The organism is Pantoea sp. EKM10T, assembly GCF_011800685.1.
GTDB classification, from domain to species: Bacteria; Pseudomonadota; Gammaproteobacteria; order Enterobacterales; family Enterobacteriaceae; genus Pantoea; species Pantoea agglomerans.
This window is the reverse complement of sequence record NZ_JAALEU010000003.1, coordinates 437,490-462,363: the sequence shown is the minus strand read 5'-3', so window position 1 is coordinate 462,363 and position 24,874 is coordinate 437,490. Positions and strand designations below refer to the sequence as shown.

Annotated in this window: 24 protein-coding genes; 14 read left to right on the top strand and 10 right to left on the bottom strand. The window is 55.6% G+C overall.

Annotated features, from left to right (window positions below; genetic code table 11):
- Positions 1-18: 18 nt before the first annotated feature.
- Together HFD95_RS08650 and HFD95_RS08645 are read right to left on the bottom strand one after the other, a co-directional pair.
- Positions 19-414 (bottom strand): cupin domain-containing protein, encoded by a 396-nt coding sequence (locus HFD95_RS08650; RefSeq protein WP_010246880.1) that lies wholly within the window; start codon positions 412-414, stop codon positions 19-21.
- Between the two features lie 115 nt (positions 415-529).
- On the bottom strand, positions 530-1,546 hold the full coding sequence (locus HFD95_RS08645) for a substrate-binding domain-containing protein (RefSeq protein ID WP_167430117.1): 1,017 nt from the start codon (positions 1,544-1,546) through the stop codon (positions 530-532).
- 424 nt (positions 1,547-1,970) lie between these two features.
- Between HFD95_RS08645 and HFD95_RS08640 the strand changes: the two genes are divergently transcribed.
- Positions 1,971-2,165, top strand: coding sequence for a hypothetical protein (locus tag HFD95_RS08640; protein WP_010246886.1), 195 nt, complete (start codon positions 1,971-1,973; stop codon positions 2,163-2,165).
- A 473-nt stretch (positions 2,166-2,638) separates the two neighbouring features.
- Here the strand turns inward: HFD95_RS08640 and HFD95_RS08635 are convergent, their stop codons facing one another.
- The 4 genes from HFD95_RS08635 to HFD95_RS08620 form a co-directional block, all read right to left on the bottom strand.
- Positions 2,639-2,893 carry a biofilm/acid-resistance regulator YmgB/AriR gene (locus HFD95_RS08635; protein ID WP_010246887.1) on the bottom strand — a complete coding sequence of 85 codons (255 nt, stop codon included), beginning with the start codon at positions 2,891-2,893 and terminating at the stop codon, positions 2,639-2,641.
- A gap of 160 nt (positions 2,894-3,053) precedes the next feature.
- Complete coding sequence (locus HFD95_RS08630; RefSeq protein WP_010246889.1) at positions 3,054-3,347, bottom strand: hypothetical protein; 294 nt, start codon at positions 3,345-3,347, stop codon at positions 3,054-3,056.
- A 174-nt stretch (positions 3,348-3,521) separates the two neighbouring features.
- The gene (gene ycgZ, locus HFD95_RS08625) at positions 3,522-3,767 is read right to left on the bottom strand and encodes a regulatory protein YcgZ (protein ID WP_010246891.1); all 246 of its coding nucleotides are present in this window, start codon (positions 3,765-3,767) and stop codon (positions 3,522-3,524) included.
- 247 nt (positions 3,768-4,014) lie between these two features.
- A complete protein-coding gene (locus HFD95_RS08620) occupies positions 4,015-4,308 on the bottom strand; it encodes a hypothetical protein (RefSeq protein WP_167430116.1) in 294 nt (97 codons plus the stop codon).
- Between the two features lie 482 nt (positions 4,309-4,790).
- On the opposite strand from HFD95_RS08620, the gene HFD95_RS08615 reads away from it, so the two are divergent.
- Genes HFD95_RS08615 through HFD95_RS08600 form a run of 4 tightly spaced genes read left to right on the top strand, consistent with a single transcriptional unit; the run spans position 4,791 to position 8,195 of the window.
- Positions 4,791-5,681, top strand: a complete 891-nt coding sequence (locus HFD95_RS08615; protein ID WP_371815233.1) for a metal ABC transporter substrate-binding protein — start codon at positions 4,791-4,793, stop codon at positions 5,679-5,681.
- The gene (locus tag HFD95_RS08610) at positions 5,678-6,493 is read left to right on the top strand and encodes a manganese/iron ABC transporter ATP-binding protein (RefSeq protein ID WP_010246897.1); all 816 of its coding nucleotides are present in this window, start codon (positions 5,678-5,680) and stop codon (positions 6,491-6,493) included. Before HFD95_RS08615 ends, HFD95_RS08610 begins: the two co-directional genes overlap by 4 nt.
- A gap of 2 nt (positions 6,494-6,495) precedes the next feature.
- Complete coding sequence (gene sitC, locus HFD95_RS08605; RefSeq protein WP_010246899.1) at positions 6,496-7,356, top strand: iron/manganese ABC transporter permease subunit SitC; 861 nt, start codon at positions 6,496-6,498, stop codon at positions 7,354-7,356.
- Entirely contained in the window at positions 7,356-8,195 is an 840-nt protein-coding gene (locus HFD95_RS08600; protein WP_167430114.1) for a metal ABC transporter permease, read from the top strand. Before sitC ends, HFD95_RS08600 begins: the two co-directional genes overlap by 1 nt.
- A 20-nt stretch (positions 8,196-8,215) precedes the next feature.
- Here HFD95_RS08600 and HFD95_RS08595 read toward each other — a convergent pair whose 3' ends face one another.
- Complete coding sequence (locus tag HFD95_RS08595) at positions 8,216-9,109, bottom strand: LysR family transcriptional regulator (RefSeq protein WP_010246903.1); 894 nt, start codon at positions 9,107-9,109, stop codon at positions 8,216-8,218.
- Positions 9,110-9,548: 439 nt separating this feature from the next.
- On the opposite strand from HFD95_RS08595, the gene HFD95_RS08590 reads away from it, so the two are divergent.
- The 5 genes from HFD95_RS08590 to HFD95_RS08570 all read left to right on the top strand — a co-directional run bounded on the left by HFD95_RS08590 (position 9,549) and on the right by HFD95_RS08570 (position 15,049).
- Positions 9,549-10,037, top strand: a complete 489-nt coding sequence (locus HFD95_RS08590) for a (2Fe-2S)-binding protein (RefSeq protein ID WP_022624540.1) — start codon at positions 9,549-9,551, stop codon at positions 10,035-10,037.
- Positions 10,034-11,026, top strand: a complete 993-nt coding sequence (locus HFD95_RS08585; RefSeq protein WP_167430113.1) for a xanthine dehydrogenase family protein subunit M — start codon at positions 10,034-10,036, stop codon at positions 11,024-11,026. The genes HFD95_RS08590 and HFD95_RS08585 overlap by 4 nt, the downstream gene beginning before the upstream one ends.
- Positions 11,023-13,407, top strand: coding sequence for a xanthine dehydrogenase family protein molybdopterin-binding subunit (locus tag HFD95_RS08580; protein ID WP_167430112.1), 2,385 nt, complete (start codon positions 11,023-11,025; stop codon positions 13,405-13,407). The genes HFD95_RS08585 and HFD95_RS08580 overlap by 4 nt, the downstream gene beginning before the upstream one ends.
- A 95-nt stretch (positions 13,408-13,502) precedes the next feature.
- Positions 13,503-14,069: an NTP transferase domain-containing protein gene (locus HFD95_RS08575; RefSeq protein WP_033768802.1), complete on the top strand. Its 567-nt coding sequence runs from the start codon at positions 13,503-13,505 to the stop codon at positions 14,067-14,069.
- Entirely contained in the window at positions 14,066-15,049 is a 984-nt protein-coding gene (locus HFD95_RS08570; protein WP_167430111.1) for an XdhC family protein, read from the top strand. Before HFD95_RS08575 ends, HFD95_RS08570 begins: the two co-directional genes overlap by 4 nt.
- Here HFD95_RS08570 and HFD95_RS08565 read toward each other — a convergent pair.
- Together HFD95_RS08565 and HFD95_RS08560 are read right to left on the bottom strand one after the other, a co-directional pair.
- Entirely contained in the window at positions 15,038-16,144 is a 1,107-nt protein-coding gene (locus tag HFD95_RS08565; RefSeq protein ID WP_088234225.1) for an ABC transporter substrate-binding protein, read from the bottom strand. The genes HFD95_RS08570 and HFD95_RS08565 overlap by 12 nt on opposite strands.
- A 22-nt stretch (positions 16,145-16,166) precedes the next feature.
- The gene (locus tag HFD95_RS08560; protein ID WP_167430110.1) at positions 16,167-18,287 is read right to left on the bottom strand and encodes a TonB-dependent siderophore receptor; all 2,121 of its coding nucleotides are present in this window, start codon (positions 18,285-18,287) and stop codon (positions 16,167-16,169) included.
- Positions 18,288-18,758: 471 nt separating this feature from the next.
- On the opposite strand from HFD95_RS08560, the gene HFD95_RS08555 reads away from it, so the two are divergent.
- Complete coding sequence (locus HFD95_RS08555) at positions 18,759-19,649, top strand: MurR/RpiR family transcriptional regulator (RefSeq protein ID WP_163763467.1); 891 nt, start codon at positions 18,759-18,761, stop codon at positions 19,647-19,649.
- 204 nt (positions 19,650-19,853) lie between these two features.
- Positions 19,854-21,827: an autotransporter outer membrane beta-barrel domain-containing protein gene (locus HFD95_RS08550; RefSeq protein WP_167430109.1), complete on the top strand. Its 1,974-nt coding sequence runs from the start codon at positions 19,854-19,856 to the stop codon at positions 21,825-21,827.
- Positions 21,828-21,972: 145 nt separating this feature from the next.
- On the opposite strand, the gene sfnG is transcribed toward HFD95_RS08550, so the two are convergent.
- The gene (gene sfnG, locus HFD95_RS08545) at positions 21,973-23,058 is read right to left on the bottom strand and encodes a dimethylsulfone monooxygenase SfnG (protein WP_010246924.1); all 1,086 of its coding nucleotides are present in this window, start codon (positions 23,056-23,058) and stop codon (positions 21,973-21,975) included.
- A 312-nt stretch (positions 23,059-23,370) separates the two neighbouring features.
- On the opposite strand from sfnG, the gene HFD95_RS08540 reads away from it, so the two are divergent.
- The gene (locus HFD95_RS08540) at positions 23,371-23,841 is read left to right on the top strand and encodes a GNAT family N-acetyltransferase (protein ID WP_167430108.1); all 471 of its coding nucleotides are present in this window, start codon (positions 23,371-23,373) and stop codon (positions 23,839-23,841) included.
- 103 nt (positions 23,842-23,944) lie between these two features.
- Positions 23,945-24,823 carry a 23S rRNA pseudouridine(2604) synthase RluF gene (gene rluF / locus HFD95_RS08535; protein ID WP_033768811.1) on the top strand — a complete coding sequence of 293 codons (879 nt, stop codon included), beginning with the start codon at positions 23,945-23,947 and terminating at the stop codon, positions 24,821-24,823.
- The last annotated feature ends 51 nt before the right edge of the window (positions 24,824-24,874 follow it).

Here is a 24,874-nt window from a genome sequence, read left to right as displayed (position 1 = left end):
ACAGAATGCACGTCTGATTTAGCGCTGATATTGCTGATCGCTGACCTGCTCCAGCCAGTCAACCGGCGAGCCGTTCAGTGACTCAGCGATAGCAATATGCGTCATGGCGTTATCCGGCGTTGCACCGTGCCAGTGCTTCACGTTTTCCGGGATCCAGACGATATCACCGGTGTTCATCACCTGAATGGCTTCACCCTCACACTGAATCCAGCCCTGGCCATGCGTGACGATCAGGGTTTGCCCGAGTGGATGGGTATGCCATGCGGTGCGGGCACCCGGTTCAAAAGTCACCGTTGCGCCACCCACGCGGGCGGGTTCGGTTGCCTGGAATGGCGCATCAATCCGAACCGTGCCGGTAAAATATTCAGCAGGTCCCTTACGCGAAGGCAGCGATCCGTTGGCGATAATTTTCATTACTCACTCCTGTTGTTAACGTGTCATGCACAGTGTAACCGGCAAGCCGGAGCGTGATTAGCCCGCTCAGTCGGCAAACGGTTATGAGCCGGGCTCATTAATTGCCTGACAGTTTTCAGGCTGTCATGTTGTAACGGGTGATGATGTTAATTTTAGAGTAGGGCGCGGGCGGTTCTGAGGCGGGCAAAAATCCATGAAACGCCAGCAGCGTTCTGAAAGCGTGCAGCGCATCAAGCTGTAAATTATGCTCGATTAATGCATCAATTTTACCGGCCTGCAGCAGTGCACGATTCTCACGATCGAGATCGTGACCAATAAAAGCGTTAACCGTCCGCTTTTGTTCGGCAAAAGCGCGCAGTATGCCGGGATTACCGCCACCGACTGTGTAGACCGCATCTGCATCCGGATGTCTCTGCAAAAACTGTGTCACCGACTGCTGCATCCGGGCGTCAATGCCATAACCGCCTGCCACCACGCTCACCTGATGCTGGGGCGCAAACTCCTGCATTGCTCGCTGAAACCCCTGAATCCTCTCCTGTTCGCCAATGAAATCTTGACTGCCGGTCACAGCCACAATATGCGAACGACTCACCCGCAGCCATTTTGACATCAGAAAAGCCGCCACTTTACCGGCATCAAAATTATCCATGCCGATATAGCGCAGGCGCGCGCTGCCGGGCAGGTCGCTCATCATGGTGACCACCGGAACGCGTTGTTTCAGCAGTGATTCAAGGGTGGGATGAAGTTCACCAGAACAGGCTGCCTTAAGAATGACGCCGTGACTATGCAACGCTTTTTTATTCAGCAGCGCGTTAATCGCCTCCGCAGTCAAATTCGCGCCGAAGTGGAAACGCAGCTGAAGTTTAAAGGCAGTAAAACTGGCAATCTGACTGCTGAACGCCTCACGTATCAGTGGTTGAAAGCGGTCAGGTGTATGCATGATGACGTCGAAATAGATCGTTCTTCCCCTGGCGAGTCCCGCTTTTTGCATCAGTTCCAGGTCCGCTATCGCCTGCTGGATTCGGTGCTGGGTCGTGGCATGCACGTTGCCGCGCTGATGCAGTGCCCGGTCGATGGTCGCCAGACTGAGTCCCGACTGGGCAGCAATCTGTTTAAGGGTAAATTTAGCCATGTGCTGCTCGTGACACCAGAGGATGACGATAGTTTTATCATACTGCTGGCCATTGTCAGATGATCATTTGTGAAAGGCTGGTCAGCACATATCAGGCCGGGAAAGCTGCCGCGCAGGTTATCGCAACAAACAGTGAGTCGTAAAAGTGTTTATAACACATTCAGCCAAAAGTCTGTTTCCGCGATATATAACTATCCAACTCTCAATATACATGGGCATAAATAGATTACAGCGGTTGCTACCACGTTTTGGCTATTTATAGCTTCAGGGCTGCATGGGGTGAAAATAAAGCAAGATAATATTCTGAGGTTGTATAGTTAATAACCTTTTTGCCGCTTCGCTTATATTTCCCGCTTGACGGCTTTTTTGTTTTTTGGCTCCCGCTAATGATAGACTGTATATGCATACACCATCGGGAGGTCGTGTGAAGTACGACAACGATAATGAAATCCGTGCGCTGGTTGGTGCGGTAGTCAGTGATTTGATCAAGGCGGGAGAGCCGGTTCATTTTCACGACATTACGGACGCGCTGTTTCGCCTGAGCGAAGAGACGCGTGACAGCAGGCTGAAAGCATTGTGTCAGGAAGCGATAAGCTTTTTCACTCGTAAGATGCATTAAGGTTGCCAGGCCTGATGCCGGGCGTTGTCCCGGCCTGTGTCATGATAGCGTCCCTGCTACCTTTGACATCGGCGAGCATAAGAGGCTTTGCATATTGCTCGCAGCCTTTAAAAGGGATTTTACTGTGAGTCGGTCGTTTCTTTTTTATTCAGCGTGACGGTTGATGACAAAATTAAAAATGTCAGTCAGATCCTTCTGTTGATTATTCATTATGGGTAGCGAATTTCAGGTAAAGAAGTGCGTCGTTTCATTGGCAGGTATTATTAAACCTGAATGATCATCTTCTGGCATGATTGCAAAAAGCAATATCGTCGGGATCAAATCCCTGCCACATCATTAACCTGCAAAAGAATTTTTATATCGGATAATTTCTGTGTGGCATATCGGGTATACAGCAAAAGTGAGGGATGGAAACAAAAGCGGGCGAGGGGGAAGAGTATCCTGCGTTACCAGAGGTAACGCAGGATGGCGTATCAGATACCGGTATCGTCTGGCGTGCGGCCAACCACGATTTCCAGCGTTTTGCGTAACACATCCAGCCTGACAACATCTGAAGTACATTCCAGTTCCGCGATCAGATAGAGGATGATCGCTTTATTGGTTACACGTCCCTGATCAGCAACAATGTCACGAATCACTGCGCCCAGCAGTTCAGTTTCCGGAGCAAGCTGATCGCCTGCGCTACGGAAGTAGTCAATGATTGAAGAATCTGATGATGAATGCTGCATGATTTTTCTTTCTCTGAGGAAAATGGGTCAGATGCAATGGTTGAAGTCAAAAACGAGTGTAGGCGCAGTTTTCGTTTTGCCCAGCCCGCCTTAAAATTCTGTTCAGGTCTGCCGCTTCGCTTAAAATTAGCCGCATGTATCAGGTACGCAGTACGCTCAATCAGTGCTTTTTCGAACCCTCAGGCGGGCCATCACTGTTCATACGATGAGCCGTGTTATCACGTTCGGCACCGTCGCCCTGCACGCGTTTGCGCGCGGCAACCATACCATTACGGACTTCAGTGATGGCTTTGCGAATCACTGACACTTTCACGTCGTCGTCAGCATCAGCAGCCATCAGTTCGAGCTGTGCGATTAAGGCATTGCTGGATACCGGTTTGTCTGACTTGAGTAATGTCAGAACGGCTTCGCCGATCATGACATCTGTCAGTTTCTCATCTTCACTTCTGTACATACTGGCTTCTCTGATTGCGAATCAATGGCCATGCTGCGGGTCCGTATGCGTCAGCGGGTGCGACTTAGTGCACCCGATACGGGAAGCAGAACTGGGCTTTGTTGCTAGGATAGATCTTCCTGGGTGATGGCTGAAACAGACGTCCTGATTAACATGCACGACCGTGAGAGGGCATTAATCTTCGCGACGAAACAGCATCGCAATGAGTTCATGCAGATGACTCTCTTCTTCTGGCGTGGCAGCCAGTTCAAGGCGACTCAGCAGTTTACTGCAAATCGTTTTCCGACTAAGGCTATGACCTGCGCGCAGAATTTCCACCACAACCGAACCCAGCGTCTCCTGTTGCGACGGTGAGCTGGCCTGATTGAAGTAACGGGCAATATCGCTGATCGTTTCCGGGGCTTGTCCGTTCTGACGCATGTTGTTGTCCTCAGGTGGTTTAAATGTATGCACTCTTGATGCGCAAGTTATACATCTTTGCAAAACTTGTACAGAATTTTGGATTTTTGGGATTAATTTTTTTGTGCAAAAAGTGCTAAGGCTTTTAAAACAGGGTGTTACGAGGAGTTTGTAGCGAGGTAAAAATTGTACCAGATTCTTGTATCATTAACACCCCACCGACGCTCCGACCTGAATATTAAGGCCGGAGAGGAACGGCACACCTGGGTTAGTGTTTAAAGAAGATGTCATCAGCAGAGACGGGAGCAGCGGGCTCTTTGCCAATGGTTTTGGCAAGCCAGTTCGCCGGGGCGGTGCTGCGGGAACCGATGGTTTTGAACCCCATCAGCCATTGAAGCGCATGCTGCATCTGCTCAAGGCGAGTCTCATTAACTTCAGAGTCAGCCATGACCCTTAGTTCATTAATCAGCAGTTCAACATTCACTTCCTGACCGGCATTAAACAGGTTCATTGCGGCTTCGCCAATGATGACATTCGCTTTTTCGTCGCTGGAAAAATACAAATTATCCTCCTGGGTGATTGCGGTAAGTAACATTAACTGTAGCAAAAAAATTTACGAAGCTTAATCAATTCAGCCTATCAATAAGATTATTTTAATTGTCGGTCTGCTATGCGTGTCATGTGGGTACCGCCAGGTGTCAGAGCGCTTTTCGGTCAATTGCACAGCCAGGATGGCCTTTTTGTAATCCTGTTATCGCTTTTGCGGTTTACTCAACCACAGATGAGAAAGGCGTAAAACCCGGTTATAGCTATACATCACGCTTTCCATAAACTTTCCATCAATGAAATTAACTTTCTACATATCAATAAGTAAAACACCTAGCTTACAAAAATTCACATTCGGGCCCGGACGCTGAAGAAACTTCACAACCCTTCGCTGTTACAAAGGTATAGCCTGTGCTATAAAAAATAGCCTATGCTAATTATGTTCTGTTTTTAATCACCTCTGGAGATCGCCCTATGGTCCCGAAAAGAAAAATAACCATGATGCTACTGAGTGCGCTACTGACAACCCTGATGGCGACCAGCAGCTATGCAGCAGAAAAATTTAAGGTAGTGACGACGTTTACGGTCATCGCTGACATGGCAAAAAACGTGGCGGGCGATGCGGCCGAAGTCACTTCCATTACCAAACCGGGTGCTGAAATACACGAATATCAGCCGACGCCCGGCGATATCAAACGTGCGCAGGGTGCGCAGTTAATCATGGCGAACGGGCTTAATCTCGAACGCTGGTTTGAGCGTTTTTATCAGCATCTGGATGGGGTGCCGGAAGTGATTGTCTCTGCCGGGGTAAAACCGATCGGTATTGGCGAGGGGCCTTATAACGGTAAACCGAATCCGCACGCCTGGATGTCTCCGGACAATGCGCTGATCTATGTCGATAATATCCGTGATGCGCTGGTGAAATATGACCCGGCGCATGCGGAAACCTATCGTCAGAACGCCGCCGCCTATAAACAAAAAATCACCGCAGCGCTGGATCCGCTTCGCCAGCAGATTGCCGACATCCCGGAGGATAAACGCTGGATGGTGACCAGCGAAGGCGCATTCTCCTATCTGGCTCGCGACCTGGGTATGAAAGAACTCTACCTGTGGCCTGTAAATGCTGATCAGCAAGGCACGCCGCAACAGGTGAAAAAAGTGATCGACCAGGTGAAGAAAAATGCGATTCCGGCGGTGTTCAGTGAAAGCACCGTGTCGGATAAGCCAGCCCGCCAGGTCGCGCGGGAAACGGGTGCGCATTACGGTGGGGTGCTTTACGTCGACTCATTAAGCAACGCTCAGGGACCGGTGCCGACCTATCTGGATTTGCTCAGAGTCACCACGGAGACGCTGGCACAGGGCATCAAAGCGGGAGAGAAAGCGCAATGACAGACACCATCGTGGTTTCCGATGTTACCGTGACCTATCGCAACGGTCACACCGCGTTGCATGATGCCAGCTTCAGCGTGCCGGGCGGATCGATTGCGGCGCTGGTGGGCGTCAATGGCTCAGGCAAGTCAACCTTGTTCAAAGCGCTGATGGGCTTTGTCCGGCTCGCCAGCGGCAGCATCTCAGTGCTCGGCATGCCAACTCGTGAAGCACTGCGTCAGAGTCTGGTCGCGTATGTGCCGCAGTCGGAGGAGGTGGACTGGTCTTTTCCGGTGCTGGTGGAAGATGTGGTAATGATGGGTCGCTATGGTCATATGGGCCTGCTGCGTCGACCGAAACCGCACGACCAGCAAATTGTCAGTGATGCGCTGGCGCGGGTCGATATGCTGGATTACCGGCATCGTCAAATCGGTGAACTCTCCGGCGGACAGAAAAAAAGGGTATTTCTGGCGCGCGCCATTGCCCAGCAGGGCAGCGTTATCCTGCTGGATGAGCCGTTTACCGGCGTGGACGTTCAGACTGAGGCCAGAATCATCAGCCTGCTGGGTGAGCTGCGCGATGAAGGCAAGACCATGCTGGTCTCAACGCATAATCTGGGATCGGTCACGGAGTTCTGCGATTACACCGTGATAGTCAAAGGCACCATTCTGGCCAGCGGCCCGACGCGCACCACCTTTACCGCCGCCAACCTTGAGCGTGCATTCAGTGGGGTGCTGCGTCATGTGATGGTGAAAGGGCTGGACGATCAGATTATCACCGACGATGAGCGGCCTTTTATTGCGCCACGTACGGCACCTGAAGACGGAAACTGACCATGGAACTGTTACTGGAGCCTTTTGGTTATCACTACATGCTCAACGCGATGTGGGTCTCCGCCATGGTCGGCGGCCTGTGTGCGTTTCTCTCCTGCTATCTGATGCTCAAAGGCTGGTCGCTGATTGGCGATGCGCTGTCGCACTCCATCGTGCCGGGCGTAGCGGGTGCTTACATGCTGGGACTGCCCTTTGCGCTGGGCGCGTTTCTCTCAGGTGGGCTGGCGGCGGGCAGTATGCTGTTACTCAATCAGCGCACCCGCTTAAAAGAAGATGCAATCATCGGCCTGATCTTCTCCTCCTTCTTTGGTCTGGGTCTGTTTATGGTGTCGCTCAATCCGACCGCGGTAAACATTCAGACCATTGTGCTCGGCAATATTCTGGCGATTGCGCCCGCGGATATACTCCAGCTGGCGCTGATTGGCGGGCTGTCGATCATCATTCTGCTGTTTAAGTGGAAGGATCTGATGGTCACCTTCTTTGATGAGAATCACGCGCGCGCCATCGGACTGCGTCCTGAACGACTGAAAGTCCTCTTCTTTACCCTGCTGGCAGTCTCAACCGTGGCGGCGCTGCAAACCGTCGGTGCATTTCTGGTGATCTGTCTGGTGGTGACGCCAGGCGCGACGGCCTGGATGCTCACCGACCGCTTCCCGCGTCTGCTGATGATTGCCGTAGCGATTGGCAGTATCACCAGTTTTCTCGGTGCGTGGGCGAGTTACTACCTGGATGGCGCAACGGGCGGCATCATCGTGGTGGCGCAGACGTTGTTGTTCCTGCTGGCGTTTGTCTTTGCGCCCAAACATGGCTTGCTGGCTAACCGGCGTCGTGGCCGCCATCGTCCCGAAAAGGAGCCTGGTTGATGTGGATCTTTGAACCTTTCCCGTTCGCTTTTATGAACAGTGCGTTGCTGATTGCGCTGGTGGTGGCGATCCCCTGTGCGCTGCTGTCGGTCTTTCTGGTGCTGAAAGGCTGGGCGCTGATGGGCGATGCCATGAGCCATGCGGTATTCCCCGGCATCGTCCTCGCCTGGATGGCCGGGCTGCCGCTGGCGGTGGGCGCGTTTGTCGCCGGTCTGTTCTGTGCCGTTGCCAGTGGATTTCTGCAGGACAACAGTCGCATCAAGCAGGATACGGTGCTGGGAATCGTCTTTTCCGGCATGTTCGCGGTGGGATTGATCCTCTATATCGCCGTGAAACCGGAGGTGCATCTTGATCACATTCTGTTTGGTGACATGCTGGGCATTACGGGCGCTGACATAATTCAGACCTCCCTTATCGCAGCGGTGATCGTTGGGGTCATTGCGGTGAAATGGCGTGATTTTATGCTGTTCAGTTTTGATCCGCAGCAGGCGCAGGTCTCTGGCTTACCCGCACGCTGGCTGCATTATGGGCTGCTCTGCATGGTCTCGCTGACCATTGTGGCGACGCTGAAAGCAGTAGGAATTATCCTGTCGATTTCCCTGCTGATTGCACCCGGTGCTATCGCAATTCTGCTTACCCGCCGCTTTTCACATGCGCTGCTGGTGGCGGTCGTGGTGTCGGTGCTGGTGTCGCTGAGTGGGGTCTATCTCTCGTTCTTTATCGACAGCGCGCCAGCACCCACGATCGTGGTGCTGTTTGCACTGGTGTTTATCGTGGCGATGGTGATTTCAGGCCGCAAAACGCGACAGCTTGAACGTCAGCGGCTTAATGCCAGCTGACTGGCTATCGCGGCTGTCTCTCAACCGCGATAGCGCACCGCATCAATCAAACGTGTAAAGGCGCTGGTGTGCTGTCTGCGGCTGGGATAGTAAAGATAATAACCCGGAAAAGGCTCACACCAGTCAGCCAAAACCTGAACCAGACGGCCACTTTTAAGGTGTTCCGCAACGCTATCCTGCGGCACATAGCAGATCCCCATCCCGCTCAGTGCGGCATCAATGCGCGACGCGAGATGATTAAAAATTAACTGACCCTGCGTTTTGACCCTGATCTCCTTGCCATCACGCATAAACTCCCAGTTATAGAGGCCACCCAGCGTCGGCAGCCGCAGGTTGATGCAGTTATGATGCTGTAAATCATAGGGCGTCTCAGGTCTGCCGTGCTGATCAAAATAGCTGCTGGCTGCCACCACGCACATATTCCAGTCCGGCCCGATGCGTACCGCCACCATATCCTTTTCGACCTGCTCACCCAGTCGCACGCCTGCATCGAAACGGCCGCTGACAATATCGGTCAGACTGTTATCCACCGACACTTCAACATGGACATCGGGGTATTGCTGAAGAAAGGGCCTGAGCAGCGGCCAGAGTGTAGAGGTGAGCGCATGTTCGCCTGCGGTGATACGAATGTTGCCGGAGATTTTACCCTGACTGTCAGTGACATTGACCAGTTCAGACTCAATCTCGCTGAACAGCGGGGCGAGGGTAGTGATCAGCCGTTCACCGGCTTCTGTCGGGGCAACGCTGCGAGTAGTGCGCGTCAGCAACCGGACGCTAAGACGCTCTTCCAGAGCGCGAATCGCGTGGCTCAGTGCCGACTGCGACACACCCAGCTTCGCCGCTGCCCGGGTGAAGCTGCGCTCTTCTGCTACCACCACCAGATAGATTAGATCGTTAAAATTTTCTTTCAGCATAGGCCCTCTGACCTGTTTGATCGGTTATCCCGGTCGGGACAGGCCGATTTATCGACGTTAACTACGGCTTCGCTACCCGACCTGCTATCAGACCCGAAATTGCCTTTCAGGGTTACACATTTCGCGGCAGGATTAATGAGGCGGACAGATAAACCCTATGAACGACGGCTATAAAAGCTTTTTTCAATAAAATTAATAAAATCATTTAGATGAGCGTTGTATGAACACATATTTATCCCGATTCAACCTCGCTCCGCCATTCAGATAACACTTACTTTTCCCGGCTTCCCCGCAAAATTGCCAAAAAGCTGCTAAACCTTAAAGCAGAGATACGCGCGTAAAGATTAGGGTTATCACGATTTTCCCCCGATTCGAACCCCGTCAGAAATAAACCTATAAAAAATTACATCTTTTGGCCCCCAACAATGGGAAGCAGACAATGTCGGAAAAAATATCGCTAACAATGCAGGTTAATGGTCAGTCGCAGCAGATGCAGGTCGATCCCCGTGTCACCCTGCTCGATGCGCTGCGTGAGCATCTTAACCTGACCGGCACCAAAAAAGGGTGCGATCAGGGGCAGTGCGGTGCCTGCACGGTACTGATTAATGGCCAGCGGGTGCTGAGCTGCCTGACGCTGGCGGCTCAGGCGGATGGCGCCGAAGTGACCAGCATTGAAGGTCTGGCTTCCACCGAAGGTGAGCTGCACCCGGTGCAGCGCTGCTTTATGGAGAATGACGCCTTCCAGTGCGGCTACTGTACTCCGGGTCAGATTATGTCCGCCGTCGCCTGCATCAAAGAGGGCCATGCGGGTTCAGAAGATGAGATCCGTGAGTATATGAGCGGCAACCTTTGCCGCTGTGGAGCATATCCGCACATTGTGGATGCGATTAAACAGGCCGCAGCAGAGATGGCGAAGGAGTCCGCATGAATGAATTCAGCTGGAAAGTCGCGCAGTCGCCTGATGAAGCCGCAGCCCTGAAACAGCAATCTGGCAGCCAGTTTCTGGCAGGTGGCACCACACAGCTCGATCTGATGAAGTGTGGGGTCTTCACGCCGCCGCAGCTCATCGGCATCACTGGATTGACCGGGCTTAAAAACCTGCAGTTTGACGACGATAAGATCACGGCCGGCGCGCTGGTCACCATGAGCAGCCTGGCAGATCATCCCGCCTGCCAGCAGAACGCGCCAGCCATCTACGGCAGCCTGTGGCAGGCCGCGTCACCGCAGATTCGTAACATGGCCACGCTGGGCGGTAATTTACGCCAGCGTACCCGTTGCGCCTATTACCGCGATCCGGCGACCTTTTCCGCCTGCAACAAACGCAATCCGGGTTCCGGCTGCGCCGCACTGGATGGCGTTAACAGCAATCATGCCATCCTGGGCGCCAGCGACAGCTGCATCGCGGTCTATCCCGGCGATCTGGCGGTGGCGCTGGTGGCGTTTGACGCCATCGTGGTCCTGCAGAATCAGCAGGGCGAAACCCGCCGCATCGCGATTGATGATTTCTTCCTGCTGCCGGGTGAGACACCTGATCGTGAGCACGATCTGCGCGATGACGAAATTATTGTGGCCATTGAAGTGCCGCAAACCGAGTCACTGCGACACTCACACTACCTTAAAGTCCGTGACCGCAGCTCTTATGAGTTTGCTGCAGCCAGCGCGGCCGCAGGCTTTACCCTGGAGAACGGCGTGATGCGTCAGGTGCATATTGCGCTGGGCGGCGTCGCCACCAAACCCTGGCGGGTCAGATCGGTGGAGCAAGCGCTGGAGGGCCAGCCGTTTAATGAAGAGACGGTCTTCCAGGCGGCAGAACGGATTACTCAGGAGACGCAGGCGCTGACCCACAACGCCTATAAAGTAAAACTGGCGCCGCGTGTGATTGCACGTGCGCTGATGGCAGCAGGAGAAACCGCATGAGTGACGTAAATGACAAAGCACGTCGGGAGTTACTGAAGGCGACGGCGGCGATCTCAGCGGCGGGCAGCCTGGGTCTGAGTATGCAAAGCGCCAGTGCCAGTGATACTGCCACGGCGGAACCAGAAACCACCGATCCGATTGAGGGACTGGGCGCCGGGCGCTCGCGGGGTGACGGCAAAGTAAAAGTCACCGGTGAGGCGCGGTATGCGGTAGAACATCAGCCGGGAAATCCGCTCTATGGCGTGGTGATCCAGTCTACTGTTGCCAGCGGCCGTATCAGCCGGATGTCTACGGAAAAGGCGCAGCAGGCCTCGGGAGTGGTGGCGGTTTATACCCATCTGAATAGCCTGAAGATCAACAAACCTACCGCGATTGCAGACGGCGGCGCGGCGCAGTCAACCTATACCCCGATTCAGGACGATGTGATTATTCACAACGGCCAGAACATCGGTCTGGTGGTGGCAGAGACGTTTGAGCAGGCAACTTATGCCGCCTCGCTGGTGGAGATCGACTATGAAACCTCGCCTGCACTGATTTTTGCCACCGATGAGGATGTCGAACCGAAACCGGTATCGAAACAGGATATCGATATGGGCGATGCACAGGCGGCGATGCAGCAGGCCGAGGTGCGTCTGAGCCAGCGCTATACCACGCCGCGCGAATACAACATGCCGATGGAACCGCACGCCTGTGTCGCTGAGTGGCAGGATGGACGCATGACCGTCTGGGAGCCGAGTCAGTGGGTGGCAGGCGCGCAGGTGGAAATCGCCGAGTGGATGGGCATTGACGTTGAAGATGTGCGGATTATTTCGCCCTATGTCGGCGGGGGATTTGGGTCCAAGCCGGTGCCTTACACCCACGTCGCACTGGCCAGTGTGGCATCACGAGCGCTGAAGCGTCCTATCAAAGTGTCGCTGACCCGACCGCAGACCTTTACTGGTCTGGGCGGACGTCCCGCCACCTCGCAGCAGCTGGAACTGGGTGCCTCGCGTGACGGCAAAATCCAGGCGATTATCCAGCGCAGCTTCAGTGAAACCTCATTAATCGATGTATTTGCTGAGAACTGCAGCAAAGTCACCGCCCGCATGTATGCGGTGGGCAACGTCTCCGCCCAGCATCAGGTCAGGCCGATCAATACCGTGACGCCAGGCTGGATGCGGGCGCCAGGTGAAAACCCCAGCGCCTTTGGCTTGGAAGTGGCGATGGACGAGATGGCCTATGCCCTGAATATCGATCCCCTGGAACTGCGTATGCGCAACTGGGCGGACAAAGATTATCAGCTCGATCTGCCGTGGAGTTCGCGTCGCCTGAAAGAAGCCTATCAGAAAGGGGCTGAGGCCTTTGGCTGGGATAAGCGCATTATGACGCCGCGGTCGATGCGCGAAGGGCGTGAATTGATTGGCTGGGGCATGGCCTCTGGCACCTATCCGGTCAACAAACTGCCTGCTGAGGCAAAAATCATCCTGACCCCACAGGGTAAATTTGTGGTGCAGTGCGCCGGTGCGGATATCGGCACCGGGACCTATACCATCCTGGCGCAGACCGCTGCCGACATTCTTGGCGTCGCCTCCACCACCATTGAGGTTCAGCTGGGTGATACTGAGCTGCCGCGTGCCGGTGTCGCAGGTGGATCGCAGCTGGCGGGCAACGTGACCGCGGCGGTGAACGATACCGCCAGACGAATGCGCGACCAGCTGCTGAAACTCGCCAGCGAGCTGCCACAGTCGCCACTGAATGGCACTCCGGCATCTCAGCTCACGCTGAAAGGCGACGGGGTTCAGCATAATCTGCGCAGCGGTCTGGCGGTCTCATTTGCCCGGCTGGCAAGCCTGGCACCGGCGGAGAGTCTGACGGTGAAAGGCGGCACTTTCCCGGACGATCTGTCACAGAGCGAGCGCGACAAGATGGTGCGCAACCTTAATGACATGAGCCGCCCTGAAAAATTCTCGGCCCACAGCTGGAGCGCGCAGTTTGTGGAAGTGCGGGTCGATGAAGATTTCGGCACTATCCGGGTCAAACGGATGGTGGCGGCGCTCGACAGCGGTCGTCTCTACAACCCTAAACTGGCGCGCAGCCAGTGGATTGGCGGCATGATCATGGGCGTCGGTCAGGCGCTGATGGAAGAGGGCATCGTCGATCCACGCAATGGTCGGGTGATCAACAACAACCTGGCGGACTATCTGGTGCCGGTTAACGGTGACATCCCGAGCATTACCACCATCAACGTTGGCGAGCCCGATTTTGAGGCGACCACCATGGGCGGTAAAGCCGTGGGTGAGCTGGGTATCGTGGGCGTGGCGGCAGCGATCAGTAATGCGGTGTTCCATGCCACCGGTAAGCGGGTGCGCGACTTACCTATTACTCTCGATAAGATTATCTGAGCCTGTTCCTGACCTGCTGCCAGCAGGTCGATGTGAGGATATGCGGGCGCGGGCTGAAACCTGCGCCCGTTTTTCACGCTTAGCGGAGAGAAAGAGTGAAGATAGCGTTGATTGTGCTGGCCGCCGGGCTGAGTCGCCGTTTTCGCCAGCAGGCGGGTGAGCATAAGCTGCTGGCCGATCTGAATGGCAAACCGGTGCTGCAACGCACGCTGGAGCAGGCCGCTGCCAGTGGTCTTGACCTGTTTGTGGTCACGCGCCCGGACGCCGCTGCGCTTAAGGCGCTCTGCTCGCAGGCTACCCTGGTGCTGTGTGACAGCGGCGGGCTGGGCGAATCAATCGCCGCAGGTGTCAAAGCCAGCCGTGACTATGACGGCTGGCTGATTGCGCTGGGCGATATGCCGTTTGTCACGCCTGAAAGTTACCGCGCCGTCAGCGCCGCGCTGGCGGACGCGCCGATCGTCAGGCCGTGGATTGACGGCAGGCCGGGCCATCCGGTGGGCTTTCAGCACCCCTGCTATCCGATGCTGAGCACGCTACAGGGCGATGCCGGGCCGCAGGCGGCGGTGAAGTCACTCGCCGTCCGGCTGCCGCTTCAGGATCGCGGCTGTTTGTGTGATATCGATCTCCCTGCTGATCTGCAGTTAATAAAGGAATTTTCATGATTACGCTGGATCAACGTGTGATTAATGCGGCACTGAGCAGCTGCCTGGCGGGTCAGCAGGTCTGGCTCTGCACGGTGCTGCGCACCTATGGATCTTCGCCGCGCGCGCCTGGCACCCTGATGACGGTCAACGAAACGGGTGCTTACTGCGGATCGCTGTCGGGCGGCTGCATTGAAGAGGACTTTCTGGCGCAACTGGCGGCAGGAGCCTATCGCGCCAGCAGTCAGCGGGTGCGGTACGGTGAAGGCGGAATGCGTCCTGACGTCAGCCTGCCGTGCGGCGGCAGCCTGGAGATCGTCATTGAGTTTCTGCCGCCCGATGATGCCACGCTGGCGCTGCTGACGGCCATGCAGCGCGCGCTGAGCGGACAGCAGCCGATGGTGAAAATGATACGACCCGGCGAACGTGCGCAGTGGGAAGTGCTCGCCCCTGACAGGGTGTTGCCTGCGCTGGATGCCAGTGAACAGCAGATGTTACTGCCGGTTGGTGCGATACCGGAACTGCTGATCGCGGGCTACTCGACTGTGGCATATGAGTGCATCCGGCTCGGGCAGATGCTGGGATTTCACGTGCGGGTCTGTGAGCACCGACCGGAGATGCTGACGGAGCTGGAGAGCCACTTCAGCGCTGCGGACAACGTGACGCTGGTGTCACAGCATCCGGCGCGCTGGCTGGAGCTGAACGGCGCGCATGCAGCGGTGGCGATTGTGGCACTGACCCACGATCCCCGCATTGATGACCTGACGATGATGGAGGCGATCGCGACACCCGCGTTCTATATCGGCATCATGGGCTCGGCGAAAAATAGCGAGAAACGACGGGCGCGACTACAACAGATCGCCGGCATGGATCGTGCCGAACTGGACCGCATCCATGCGCCCATCGGCCTGCCTATCGGCAGCAAAACCCCGGCGGAGATTGCGCTGTCGGTGATGGCCGATATCGTCCGGGTGAAAAATCGCGGGCTGTCAGCCGCCTGAGTCCGACGTCGCCTCCGGTGCGAGCCGGTAGAGGTAGCTGCCCGAATAGGGGATCGGCAGGAAATCATGGAACAGCTGCCGCAATGTCTGTTCAGGATCGACATCGCGGAACAGTTGCGGATAGAGCGTGGTGGCGAAGAATTCTGTCGCTACCACGTGCCACGGACTGAGGTAAAAGTTGTGCCAGATTGCCCCGGCATGACCGTCCCGCAATGCCGTCAGCTGCTTCAGCGCATTCTGCTGACCGGTCAGCGCCAGCAGGCTCTGCCGGGTCTGCGCTGTTGTGACGGCGGGGCCGAGTTTTAAGGCTCCCGCTTCATCGGCGCTGCCGGTGCCGGTGGCGAAGTAAAAGTCGGGCTGTGCCGCAATCACACTCTCCTCACTCAGCCGTCCGAACACGCCTTTGATCTGCTGACTGGCAATGTTGTCGCCCCCGGCAAAGCGCAGCAGCTCACCCAGGTTGCCATTCACCGACGTCACGCAGCATTCACTGCGCCGCCCGAGATGCAGCTGCAAAAGAACTTTAGGTTTAGCACCGTGATAGCCCGCCAGTCGGCTCTCAATGCGCTGCATGTGGCTGCGGTAAAAGCGATTGAAGTCAGCAGCCCGCTGGGGCTGATTCAGCACCTCGCCCAGCAGGGTCATGCTGCGCTCGGTATTTTTCAGCAGCTCAACCCGCAGATCGATCTTCACCACCGGGATATGCGCCGCGCTGAGCATCTTCTCCAGCACTGCTCCGCTTTCACTGCCGCGCGCCAGCTGCGGCAGGATCACCAGGTCCGGTTTCAGTGCGATCACCTGTTCGGGATTCATGTCATTGACGCCATCCAGACCCAGTACCGGAATTTCCTCCATCTGCGGAAACTTACTGGCAAAAATCTGCCAGGTCTGGGGATCATACTTTTTCAGATCCTGTGGCCAGCCAGCGATATGCTGCAGCGGATTGCCGGGTGTCAGCAGCGCGACGCTGTAGAGCATCCGGCTTTCACCCAGCACAATACGCTGCGGATGGTCGGGTATCTCTACCTTACGGCCGGTGATGTCGGTCAGCGTGCGGGCGTGTGCGCCAGCGCTGACCAGTATCACGCTCAGCATTAATAACGCACAGCGCAGCGATTTAAAATTCAACACGGGCCTGTACCATCAGATTGCGGGTTTCACCTTCACGGACGCGCAGGTTGCCGCCGCTTGAACTGTAATAGTGCTGGTTAAACAGGTTATTGATGTTCAGACGCAGCTGCGTTTTTTCACCGAACAGGCGGTTGTTCCATGCCACAAAACTGTCTGCCACCACATAGTCGGGCAGGGTGAAACTGTTATCGGGATCGCCCGCACGGCTGCCGACATAGCGTGCGCCTCCGCCGAGCCGGAACGAGCCGGGCAGGCTGCTGATCTGCATCTCATGACTGAGATAGAGCGCACCGGCATGGCGCGGCGCATTCTGCAGCCGATTACCATTGTTATCCGGATTAACCCGGTCATTTACGATCTCTGCCTGATCATAGCTGTAGTTCGCACTCAAATCCCAGCCGGGTGAAATTTCGCCGTTCAGCTCAAACTCAGCGCCGGTCGATCGGGCTTTATCAATGGCCCGCGTGCTGCCATTAATATTCAGCGACATCGCTTTTTCGTCTATCCGATAGAGCGCGACGGTGGCGAACAGTTTCGGCGAGAGTTGCCATTTACTGCCAACTTCCCAGCTGGTGCCCTGTTCCGGTTTGCCGACATTGCCATCATCATCCACGTCGGTTGACGGGGTGAACGACTTACTGACGCTGGTGTAGAAAGAGAGATCAGGTGTGAATTTGTAGATCACCCCCGCCTGCGGCAGAAACTTATTACCCTCATCATTCAGGGTTTCCACCTGCGGATTAAAGCCGCGCGAGGCGCGCTGTTCATAATGCTGATAACGACCGCCCAGCACCACAATCCAGTCGGGTGACACAGAAATACTGTCTTTGGCGTAGAGCGATCGGCTATGAATGCGGTTCAGGTTATTGGCTGCTGCGCTATTTTCCGTGCTGGCGTCCGTGACCGGTGACAGCAGGTCATATTCAGGCGTGTAATAGTTGAACTGGCGGTTGACCTTGCCCTGATACTGATGGGCGCGATAAGTCTGGTTCATCTCATAGTCGGTGCCCACCACCAGCGCGTGCTGCATACCCAGAATTTCGGGATTACCCAGCAGATCCCAGCTCAGATATTTGGTTTTGTGGTTAAACCCGCGATTGGCATCGGCGCGACGTGTGACCACGCCGCTGCTGGCGTTCACCGCCGTCACGCGCACTTCATTGTTGTCATAGCGCCGCTGGTTCCAGCCCAGGGTTAACCGGGTGCGCCACTCATCATTAAACTGCCAGTCATAGTGGGCATTCAGGGTTTTGTTATGGCCCCAGGCGTGATTGGCTTTGTCATCCAGCCGATCTTTATAACCGATGTCGATTGGCTTGCCGTCAATGAAGGCCGTGCCGCGATCGTAGGGAATGTCATAGCGGTAGTCGGCATAGCTGATCAGAAAACTTGCCTGCTCGCCATACCATTGCAGAGAGGGTGCCAGCAGTGTGTGCTCTTCACTGCCAAAGTTGCGCCAGTAATCCTGATTTTGCTTTTCGGCGATCAGGCGGAAGGCGAAGCCGTTGCCCAGCGGACCGGTGACATCCAGGGTGCCCGCACCGCCACCTTCACTGGCGTAACGTCCGCTGACGCTGGAGTGCCAGCTGTATTGCGGCTTTTTGCTGACTACATTGATAATGCCGCCCGGATTCTGAATGCCATACAGCAGCGAGGAGGAGCCTTTTAGCACCTCAACCCGCTCGGTCGTGGCATCGAAATTCAATCCCTGACTGCTGCGGATGCCATCCCGGTAGATGGAGCCATCGGCGTTGCTGCCAAATCCGCGTCGTACAAAGCCATCTTCGGTGCCAGCCAGCGTGTTCGCTTCGGTCACACCGCTGACAAAGCGCATCGCATCCGCCAGTGAGCTTGCCTGGTAATCGTCCAGTTGCTGCTGCGTGACCACGCTGACCGACTGCGCCTCATCGATCCGCGCGGTCGGCATTTTACTGGCGACGCTACTCTGAGTGGCGCTGTAATTTCCCTCTGAACTGGCATCCGCGGTCACGGTCATATCCGGGGCGCTGTCGGTTGCTGCATTGACCTGTGGCAGCATAATGCTGCTGCAGATCGCCACGACCAGAGCGGGGTGCCGGGCCGGATATCGTGAGTCTTTGTTTATCATTTTTCTTTTGGTGTCTGTAACTGGCAGTTTCTGAAGCAAATACGCCCTGCATGACGGTCTGTCACTCAGGGCTTCCCTGGAGGTGGTCTGCAATATGCAGCGCTTTAAGCAGAGGAGAATCGCATCAGGGGTCAGACATCATTTCGTCACCCGGACGACAATACTTCTCATCTGTAATTGAGAATCATTCAAACATCCGCTATTGTAGTAGTAAACATAATTTGAATAGAATTGACTACATTTTTGCCGTATCGTTTATCGCTGCAAAAAGATCGGTTGGCAGTTTTATATTATTGAAAATAATGAATATAATTTTATATGAAGGTGAGGTTTTTGGTTAAATCCACATCTTCTGCAGGTGAAATATAAAACAGCATGACGTTTTTACTACATCTCCCGGCCCTTAAACTCTCCATTTAGCCAGACCAGAGATGAGCCTTTCCACACGTTAACCCCAGTTGCAGGTGCAGCATGAAACAGAGCAGGCCCGTTAAAAACAGAGTGGATGTGGTGGCAGAACGTCTTCGCGCCCGTGAAAAGCAGCTTTCACCCCGCCTGCTGGCGGTGGCGCGTTATATCGATCAACAGCGGGAAACGGTGCTGGAGAGCACCGCGATGGAGATCGCTGTGGCGAATCACACCTCTGATGCCACTGTAATCCGCGCGATTCAGGCGCTGGGCTTTAGCGGGCTACGCGACCTCAAACAGACACTTAAGGCCTGGTTTGGTCCTTCGCTGACCTCTGAAGATAAGATGATTACCACCGTCAGTGAGGTGACCAGTGATGTGAACAGCGCCATCGACTTTGTGCTGGAGGGCCACCGGCACGCCTGTGAGGTGCTGTCGCAGCCGCAGAATCGGGTGGCGGTAGCGGATAGCGTGGCGCTGCTGGGCGATGCTCGGCAGGTCGCTATTTTTGGCATCAACGCCTCAGGTATTCTGGCGGACTACAGCGTGCGGCTGCTCAACCGTATCGGTCTGCCCGCCTTTTCCCTTAACCGCGCTGGAATTGCGCTGGCAGAGCAGATGCTGGCGCTACAGCGTGGCGACGTGCTGATCATGATGGCGCAACAGTCGGCGCACCGGGAAGGGACAACCGTGGTACGTGAAGCGAAGCGGCTGGATATTCCGATTATTCTGCTGACCAACGCCACCGACTCCTTTTTCGCCCGCGAGGCGGATGTCGTAATCAATGTGCCGCGCGGCGGCGAGAAGGGACGCATTCCCCTGCACGGCACGATTATGGTCTGTCTGGAGATGCTGATCCTGTCCGTTGCCTCAACGCTGCCACAGCGTACCGTTAAGACGATGAAACGGTTACAGGATCTTAATCGCGGGCTGAAGCCCGCCAGCAAAAAGTAGCCAGTGTAACGACGCTGTGGCGGGTTCCCGGTATTTCACCTGAACCGGCACGGCTGATCTTTAAGTCAAATTTCTCCGCTTTGCGAGCGCGATCCCGTATTTTCTGCCACCCCTTTCCTCAGCCGTCTACGCTTACAGCTTGCTGCGCTAGCCGGTGCGGTTCTTACTCATACTGACTTTCATTTGATTTGTGCGGAGCTGCTGATGAAACCCCTTCACGCGCAATACCTTTTCTGCTGTGCCACCCTGAGCCTGCTGTCGCCGCTGCCAGCGATGGCCTGGAGCGACCTTACCGTCTTTGGCGATAGCCTGAGTGATGGCGGGAACGTCGGGCGCTTTACCTATGATGGCGCGACCCATCCGCTCTATGACGAGATCGTAGCGCAGTCGCTGGGTGATAACCTGCGCCCTTCATCGCAGGGCGGAAGCGACTATGCCGAAGGTGGCGCAGTTGCGGTACCTGCGATTAATCCCCTGTTTAACACTCAGGATCAGCTTGATAGCTACCTTGCGGCGCGAGGCGGACGAGCTGATTCGGACGGTCTCTATATTCACTGGATTGGCGGCAATGATTTAGCGGCGGCGGCTCTTGCCCCTCTCGCTGCCCGGCAGATAGTGGATAACAGCGCCAGTGCAGCGGCCTCACAGGTCAGCCGGTTGCTGGATGCCGGAGCCGGAACGGTGATTGTACCGACGGTACCTAATGTAGGGGCAACGCCCGCCCTGCTGCAGGCGATTCTGCAGGTGCTTGGCCCAGCGGCACAACCTGCCACGGCGGCGCTGTTTCAGTCGCTGAGCACCACCACTACGCCTGACCGTGCCGCAAGAGAGCAGGCGATTGAAACCGCGCTTGGCGAGGCGGCCGGACAAATCTCTTCAATTCCGCTGATCCGGGATGCCATTGCACAGCAGCTGATTGCCGCCTGGCAGTTACTGAGTCAGGAGGCGGCGGCCCTCACCGACCGTTACAACCAGGCTGAAGAGCAGGGGCTGGTGACCGCACGCGGGAACATCGCGCGAGTGGATATCAATGGCCTGTTTAATGAGGTGATCGATAATCCGGGCCTGTATGGACTCACGAATACGGCCGGAATGGCCTGTCCGCCAGGTGTCTCGGCGATGGACTGCACCTCCTCGACGACAGGATTTTCGCAGTCACAGCAGTATCTGTTTGCAGACAGACTGCATCCCAGCCCGGCGGTCCATGCGCTGATCGCCGATTACATTCAGTCGGTGCTGAATGCGCCGCTGCAGGTAGCTGCACTGAGTCAGGCGCCGTCGATGCTGGTGGGCGATGCGCGCAATACGCTGGATGGACATCTGCAGCAGCAGCGTCAGCAGCCCGCCAGTGCTGGCGAGTTTACTGTTTTCGGCGGTTATGCCGGGCAGCAGCGTGATTTCCGCGGCGACAGCCTGCAGGATGGCGATGCGACCAGCGCCAGCGGTACCGTGGGTGTGGGCTATCAGCTGACCGATCACTGGCAGGCCGGTGCCATGCTCTCTACGACCTCGCAACGTCAGGATCCCTCGTCGCGCTTTGATTACCGTTTACGCGGCAATCTGGTGGCGCTCTGGAGTCAGTTGAATTATCTCGATCGGGGATGGATTAATGCGGACGCCCATTATGCGGATCTCGACTTTGATGATATTGAGCGTCAGGTCAGGCTGGGACCGGCGACCCGCACGGAAAAGGGCAACAGCAATGGTAAGGTGCTGGGAATGCGGCTGCAGACCGGCTGGGATTTACCGCTGGGTAGCTATGTTTCTACCGGCCCAGTGGCCAGCTATGCGCTCGACTACACCCAGGTCGATGGCTATAAAGAGGAAGGCAACAGCAGCACCTCAATGCGCTTTGGCGACCAGACGCTGCACTCTCAAATCGGCGCAGTGGGCTGGCGTATCGACAGCAAAGATTTGCTGATCAATCCCTGGGCGCAGGTCAGCTACAATCACCAGTTTGGTGACAGCGATTCGGCGGTGACCGCCGGACTGAAATCGACCCGCACCGCCTTTACCCGCAGCAGCGATTCCAGTGATGATAACTGGATCGATATGGCGGTGGGTGCGAGCGTGCCGCTTGGCACCTCGGTGAATGCCTTTGCGGGCGTCTCGGCGGTAACAGGCAACAGCGACATGCATCAGGTGACATGGAACGTCGGGCTTAACGCCCGCTTTTAACGGATCTGCTTTGCGGAGTGAAAAGCCCTGCAGACGTTGTCCGTCGCTCTCATAATGATAGCGGCGGGCGACGTTGCAGCAGATCTGAGCGTTCATCACACCCCGGATGCAGTCGGGTATAACTCTCTTCTGTGGCGTACCTTTTTCACGCTTCGATCAAAGCCTGCGCCTCCAGTTCGCGGACCCGCGGTATCACTTCGCGGCCAAAGAATTCGACCTCTTCATGAAAGTGCAGAAATGCCAGCAGCAGCAGATCCACACCGGCCTGCTTCAGTTCGATAATGCGTTCAGCAATCTGCTGCGGTGTGCCAATCAGATTGGTTTTAAAGCCGTCGTTGTACTGCACCAGATCCTCAAACGACGATTTCGCCCAGTTTCCCTCTCCTTCGGGTGAGGCACTGCCAGCATTTTTGACCTCATGCTGAAAGCCTTTTACCGCATCCGGGTTGGCTTTGCTGATGATCTCATGAAGCACCGCCTGCGCCTGCTGTTCGCTCTCGCGGGCAATCACAAAACCGTTCAGCCCGATTCTGACCTGATGCTGATGACGTCCGGCTTTTTCACGGATATCCGCGACCTGCAGACGGACGCCGTCCGGGGTATTACCGTTGGTAAAATACCAGTCTGACACCCGGGCGGCCATGTCGCGCGCCGCGCGTGAACTGCCACCCTGGAAAATTTCCGGGAGCGGTGACAACGGCTTGGGTTTCATCACGTAATCGCGGAAGCGATAAAAATCGCCGGCAAAGCTAAAACTCTCTTCACGCCAGATGCCGCGCAGGCAGCGAATAAACTCTTCTGAACGCAGATAGCGCTCTTCATGATCGAGCCAGGGTTCACCAATTGCCTTGAACTCGCCCCGGAACCAGCCGCTGACAATATTAACGGCGATGCGTGGACCATAAAGATGGCTGATAGTGGCAATCTGCTTTGCCGCCAATACCGGATTCCACGGGCCGGGAAGCAGAGCGGCAATCACTTTTAATTTCGAGGTGTGACTAAGTAAATCCTGCGAGAATGTGACCGATTCATGCTGATTATCTGCGCCATATCCTGCAGTAAAGCGAATCTGCGTCAGCGCGTAATCAAAACCCGCCTGTTCAGCGATCTGCGCCAGTTTGCGGTTGTATTCGGCATCCCAGCGGGTACGCTGCTCTATCTGACTGATCACCAGTCCGCCCGAGACATTCGGCACCCAGTAGGCGAACTGTAAAGGTTGGTTCAGTGACATGGTTTTCTCCTGGCATATAGCTGGATTAATGGAACAGTTAAATCTTCCAAACTTTCAGATATAAAAGAAAAGACTTAGCAGTAACCGTGCCAGACATTAAATGATTGAAGTTAAAGAATTAAAATCCAGTTTTGCATAAGCGAGCTGTTGCAAATGCAGCAACACAGAAACAGTCCGGTTGCTGATGCAGCAGCGCTTTATGACCGCGCGTAACTGCGGCGAGGCCAGGGGCATCTGAACCCGGCGGTATTCGCAGATAGCCGCAAAGCGATGTGATAACGTAGCGGTTCTGTTGCAGAGCCGGAGGGCACTATGATTGTCAGACAGGCATCGCCCGAAGAGGCGCACCATTTATGGAACATCAGAAATCTGGCCATCCGTCATGGCTGCCAGCATGCTTATCCACCCGATGTGCTCGCCGCCTGGACGCCAGACCGCATGCCCGCCAGCTTTCCCGCAATGATCCGCATGAATCCCTTCTTCGTGATTGATGGCCCGGACGGCGTGCCGGTTGCTATGGGATCGCTGGATCTCGCCGCCGCGAGCGTTGAAGCCATTTTTACGCTGCCCGGCTTCGCCGGACAGGGAATGGCGGGGCTGATCATCGACACGATTAAAGCGGAGGCGCTGCAGCGTGGCTACCGCCGGTTGACGCTCGCGTCGACGCCGAACGCCGTGGGTTTTTACCAGCAGCATGGCTTCCGGCCGCTGGGCGAAAGTTTCTATCCGTCAAAGCTGGCGGGCAGCGATTTGCGCTGTACTGAGATGGCGATTGATCTGTGAATGCCCGCTGCCGTCAGGCTGGCAAAGCAGAGCAAAAGTTTCCGGTGCAAAGACTTCGCAAGCCCCCGCCGGTAAGGTATAGTCCGCGTTTTTTGGAGGAATCATGCTGACTGACTCATCAACTCGTCTTAATAAATACATCAGCGAGAGCGGCATCTGCTCCCGTCGTGACGCCGATCGTTACATCGAGCAGGGCAACGTTTTCATTAACGGCAAACGCGCCACTGTGGGCGCGCAGGTATTTGCAGGCGATGTGGTGAAGGTCAATGGTCAGCTTATCGAGCCGCGCGATGAAGACGATCTGGTGCTGATTGCCCTGAATAAGCCGGTGGGGATTATCACCACCATGGAAGAGGGCGAGCGCGATAACATCAGCGATTTCGTCAATCACAGCAAGCGCGTCTTCCCGATTGGCCGACTCGACAAAGATTCTCAGGGCCTGATTTTCCTTACCAACCACGGTGATCTGGTCAACAAGATCCTGCGGGCCGGTAACAACCACGAAAAAGAGTATGTCGTTACGGTCGACAAGCCGATCACCGATGAGTTTATTGCCGGAATGAGCGCGGGCGTGCCGATGCTAGGCACGGTGACCAAAAAGTGCAAAGTGAAGAAAGAAGCGCCGTTTGTCTTCCGCATCACGCTGGTCCAGGGGCTGAATCGCCAGATCCGCCGCATGTGTAAGCATTTTGGCTTTGAAGTGACGAAGCTTGAGCGCACCCGCATCATGAACGTCAATCTCAAGGGATTGCCGCTGGGGGAATGGCGCGATCTCACTGACGACGAACTCGTTGAGCTGTTTAAACTGCTGGAGAACTCCTCTTCAGAAGATAAACCTGCGAAGAAAGCTAAAGCCCCGGCGAAACCGGCCGCCGCCAAAAAACCGCAGAAGAGTGCGGCGAAACCCGCTGAAAAAGCGGATGCTAACGGTGCCTCACGCAAGCGCTTTGTCCAGCCGGGACGTAAGAAGAAAGGGCGCTAATAATGGCCCGATGCAGAGAGCGACTTTCCTGCTCTCTGCATCGGTATTCAA

Coding starts and splice junctions, on each gene's coding strand:
- HFD95_RS08570 (WP_167430111.1), top strand. CDS start 14,066: ATGATTACGCTGGATCAACGTGTGATTAATGCGGCACTGAGCAGCTGC.
- HFD95_RS08600 (WP_167430114.1), top strand. CDS start 7,356: ATGTGGATCTTTGAACCTTTCCCGTTCGCTTTTATGAACAGTGCGTTG.
- HFD95_RS08565 (WP_088234225.1), bottom strand. CDS start 16,144: ATGCTGAGCGTGATACTGGTCAGCGCTGGCGCACACGCCCGCACGCTG.
- HFD95_RS08615 (WP_371815233.1), top strand. CDS start 4,791: ATGATGCTACTGAGTGCGCTACTGACAACCCTGATGGCGACCAGCAGC.
- ycgZ (WP_010246891.1), bottom strand. CDS start 3,767: ATGCGTCAGAACGGACAAGCCCCGGAAACGATCAGCGATATTGCCCGT.
- HFD95_RS08650 (WP_010246880.1), bottom strand. CDS start 414: ATGAAAATTATCGCCAACGGATCGCTGCCTTCGCGTAAGGGACCTGCT.
- HFD95_RS08585 (WP_167430113.1), top strand. CDS start 10,034: ATGAATGAATTCAGCTGGAAAGTCGCGCAGTCGCCTGATGAAGCCGCA.
- HFD95_RS08580 (WP_167430112.1), top strand. CDS start 11,023: ATGAGTGACGTAAATGACAAAGCACGTCGGGAGTTACTGAAGGCGACG.
- HFD95_RS08645 (WP_167430117.1), bottom strand. CDS start 1,546: ATGGCTAAATTTACCCTTAAACAGATTGCTGCCCAGTCGGGACTCAGT.
- HFD95_RS08595 (WP_010246903.1), bottom strand. CDS start 9,109: ATGCTGAAAGAAAATTTTAACGATCTAATCTATCTGGTGGTGGTAGCA.
- rluF (WP_033768811.1), top strand. CDS start 23,945: ATGCTGACTGACTCATCAACTCGTCTTAATAAATACATCAGCGAGAGC.
- HFD95_RS08540 (WP_167430108.1), top strand. CDS start 23,371: ATGATTGTCAGACAGGCATCGCCCGAAGAGGCGCACCATTTATGGAAC.
- HFD95_RS08610 (WP_010246897.1), top strand. CDS start 5,678: ATGACAGACACCATCGTGGTTTCCGATGTTACCGTGACCTATCGCAAC.
- HFD95_RS08590 (WP_022624540.1), top strand. CDS start 9,549: ATGTCGGAAAAAATATCGCTAACAATGCAGGTTAATGGTCAGTCGCAG.
- HFD95_RS08630 (WP_010246889.1), bottom strand. CDS start 3,347: ATGTACAGAAGTGAAGATGAGAAACTGACAGATGTCATGATCGGCGAA.
- HFD95_RS08560 (WP_167430110.1), bottom strand. CDS start 18,287: ATGATAAACAAAGACTCACGATATCCGGCCCGGCACCCCGCTCTGGTC.
- sitC (WP_010246899.1), top strand. CDS start 6,496: ATGGAACTGTTACTGGAGCCTTTTGGTTATCACTACATGCTCAACGCG.
- sfnG (WP_010246924.1), bottom strand. CDS start 23,058: ATGTCACTGAACCAACCTTTACAGTTCGCCTACTGGGTGCCGAATGTC.
- HFD95_RS08550 (WP_167430109.1), top strand. CDS start 19,854: ATGAAACCCCTTCACGCGCAATACCTTTTCTGCTGTGCCACCCTGAGC.
- HFD95_RS08555 (WP_163763467.1), top strand. CDS start 18,759: ATGAAACAGAGCAGGCCCGTTAAAAACAGAGTGGATGTGGTGGCAGAA.
- HFD95_RS08635 (WP_010246887.1), bottom strand. CDS start 2,893: ATGCAGCATTCATCATCAGATTCTTCAATCATTGACTACTTCCGTAGC.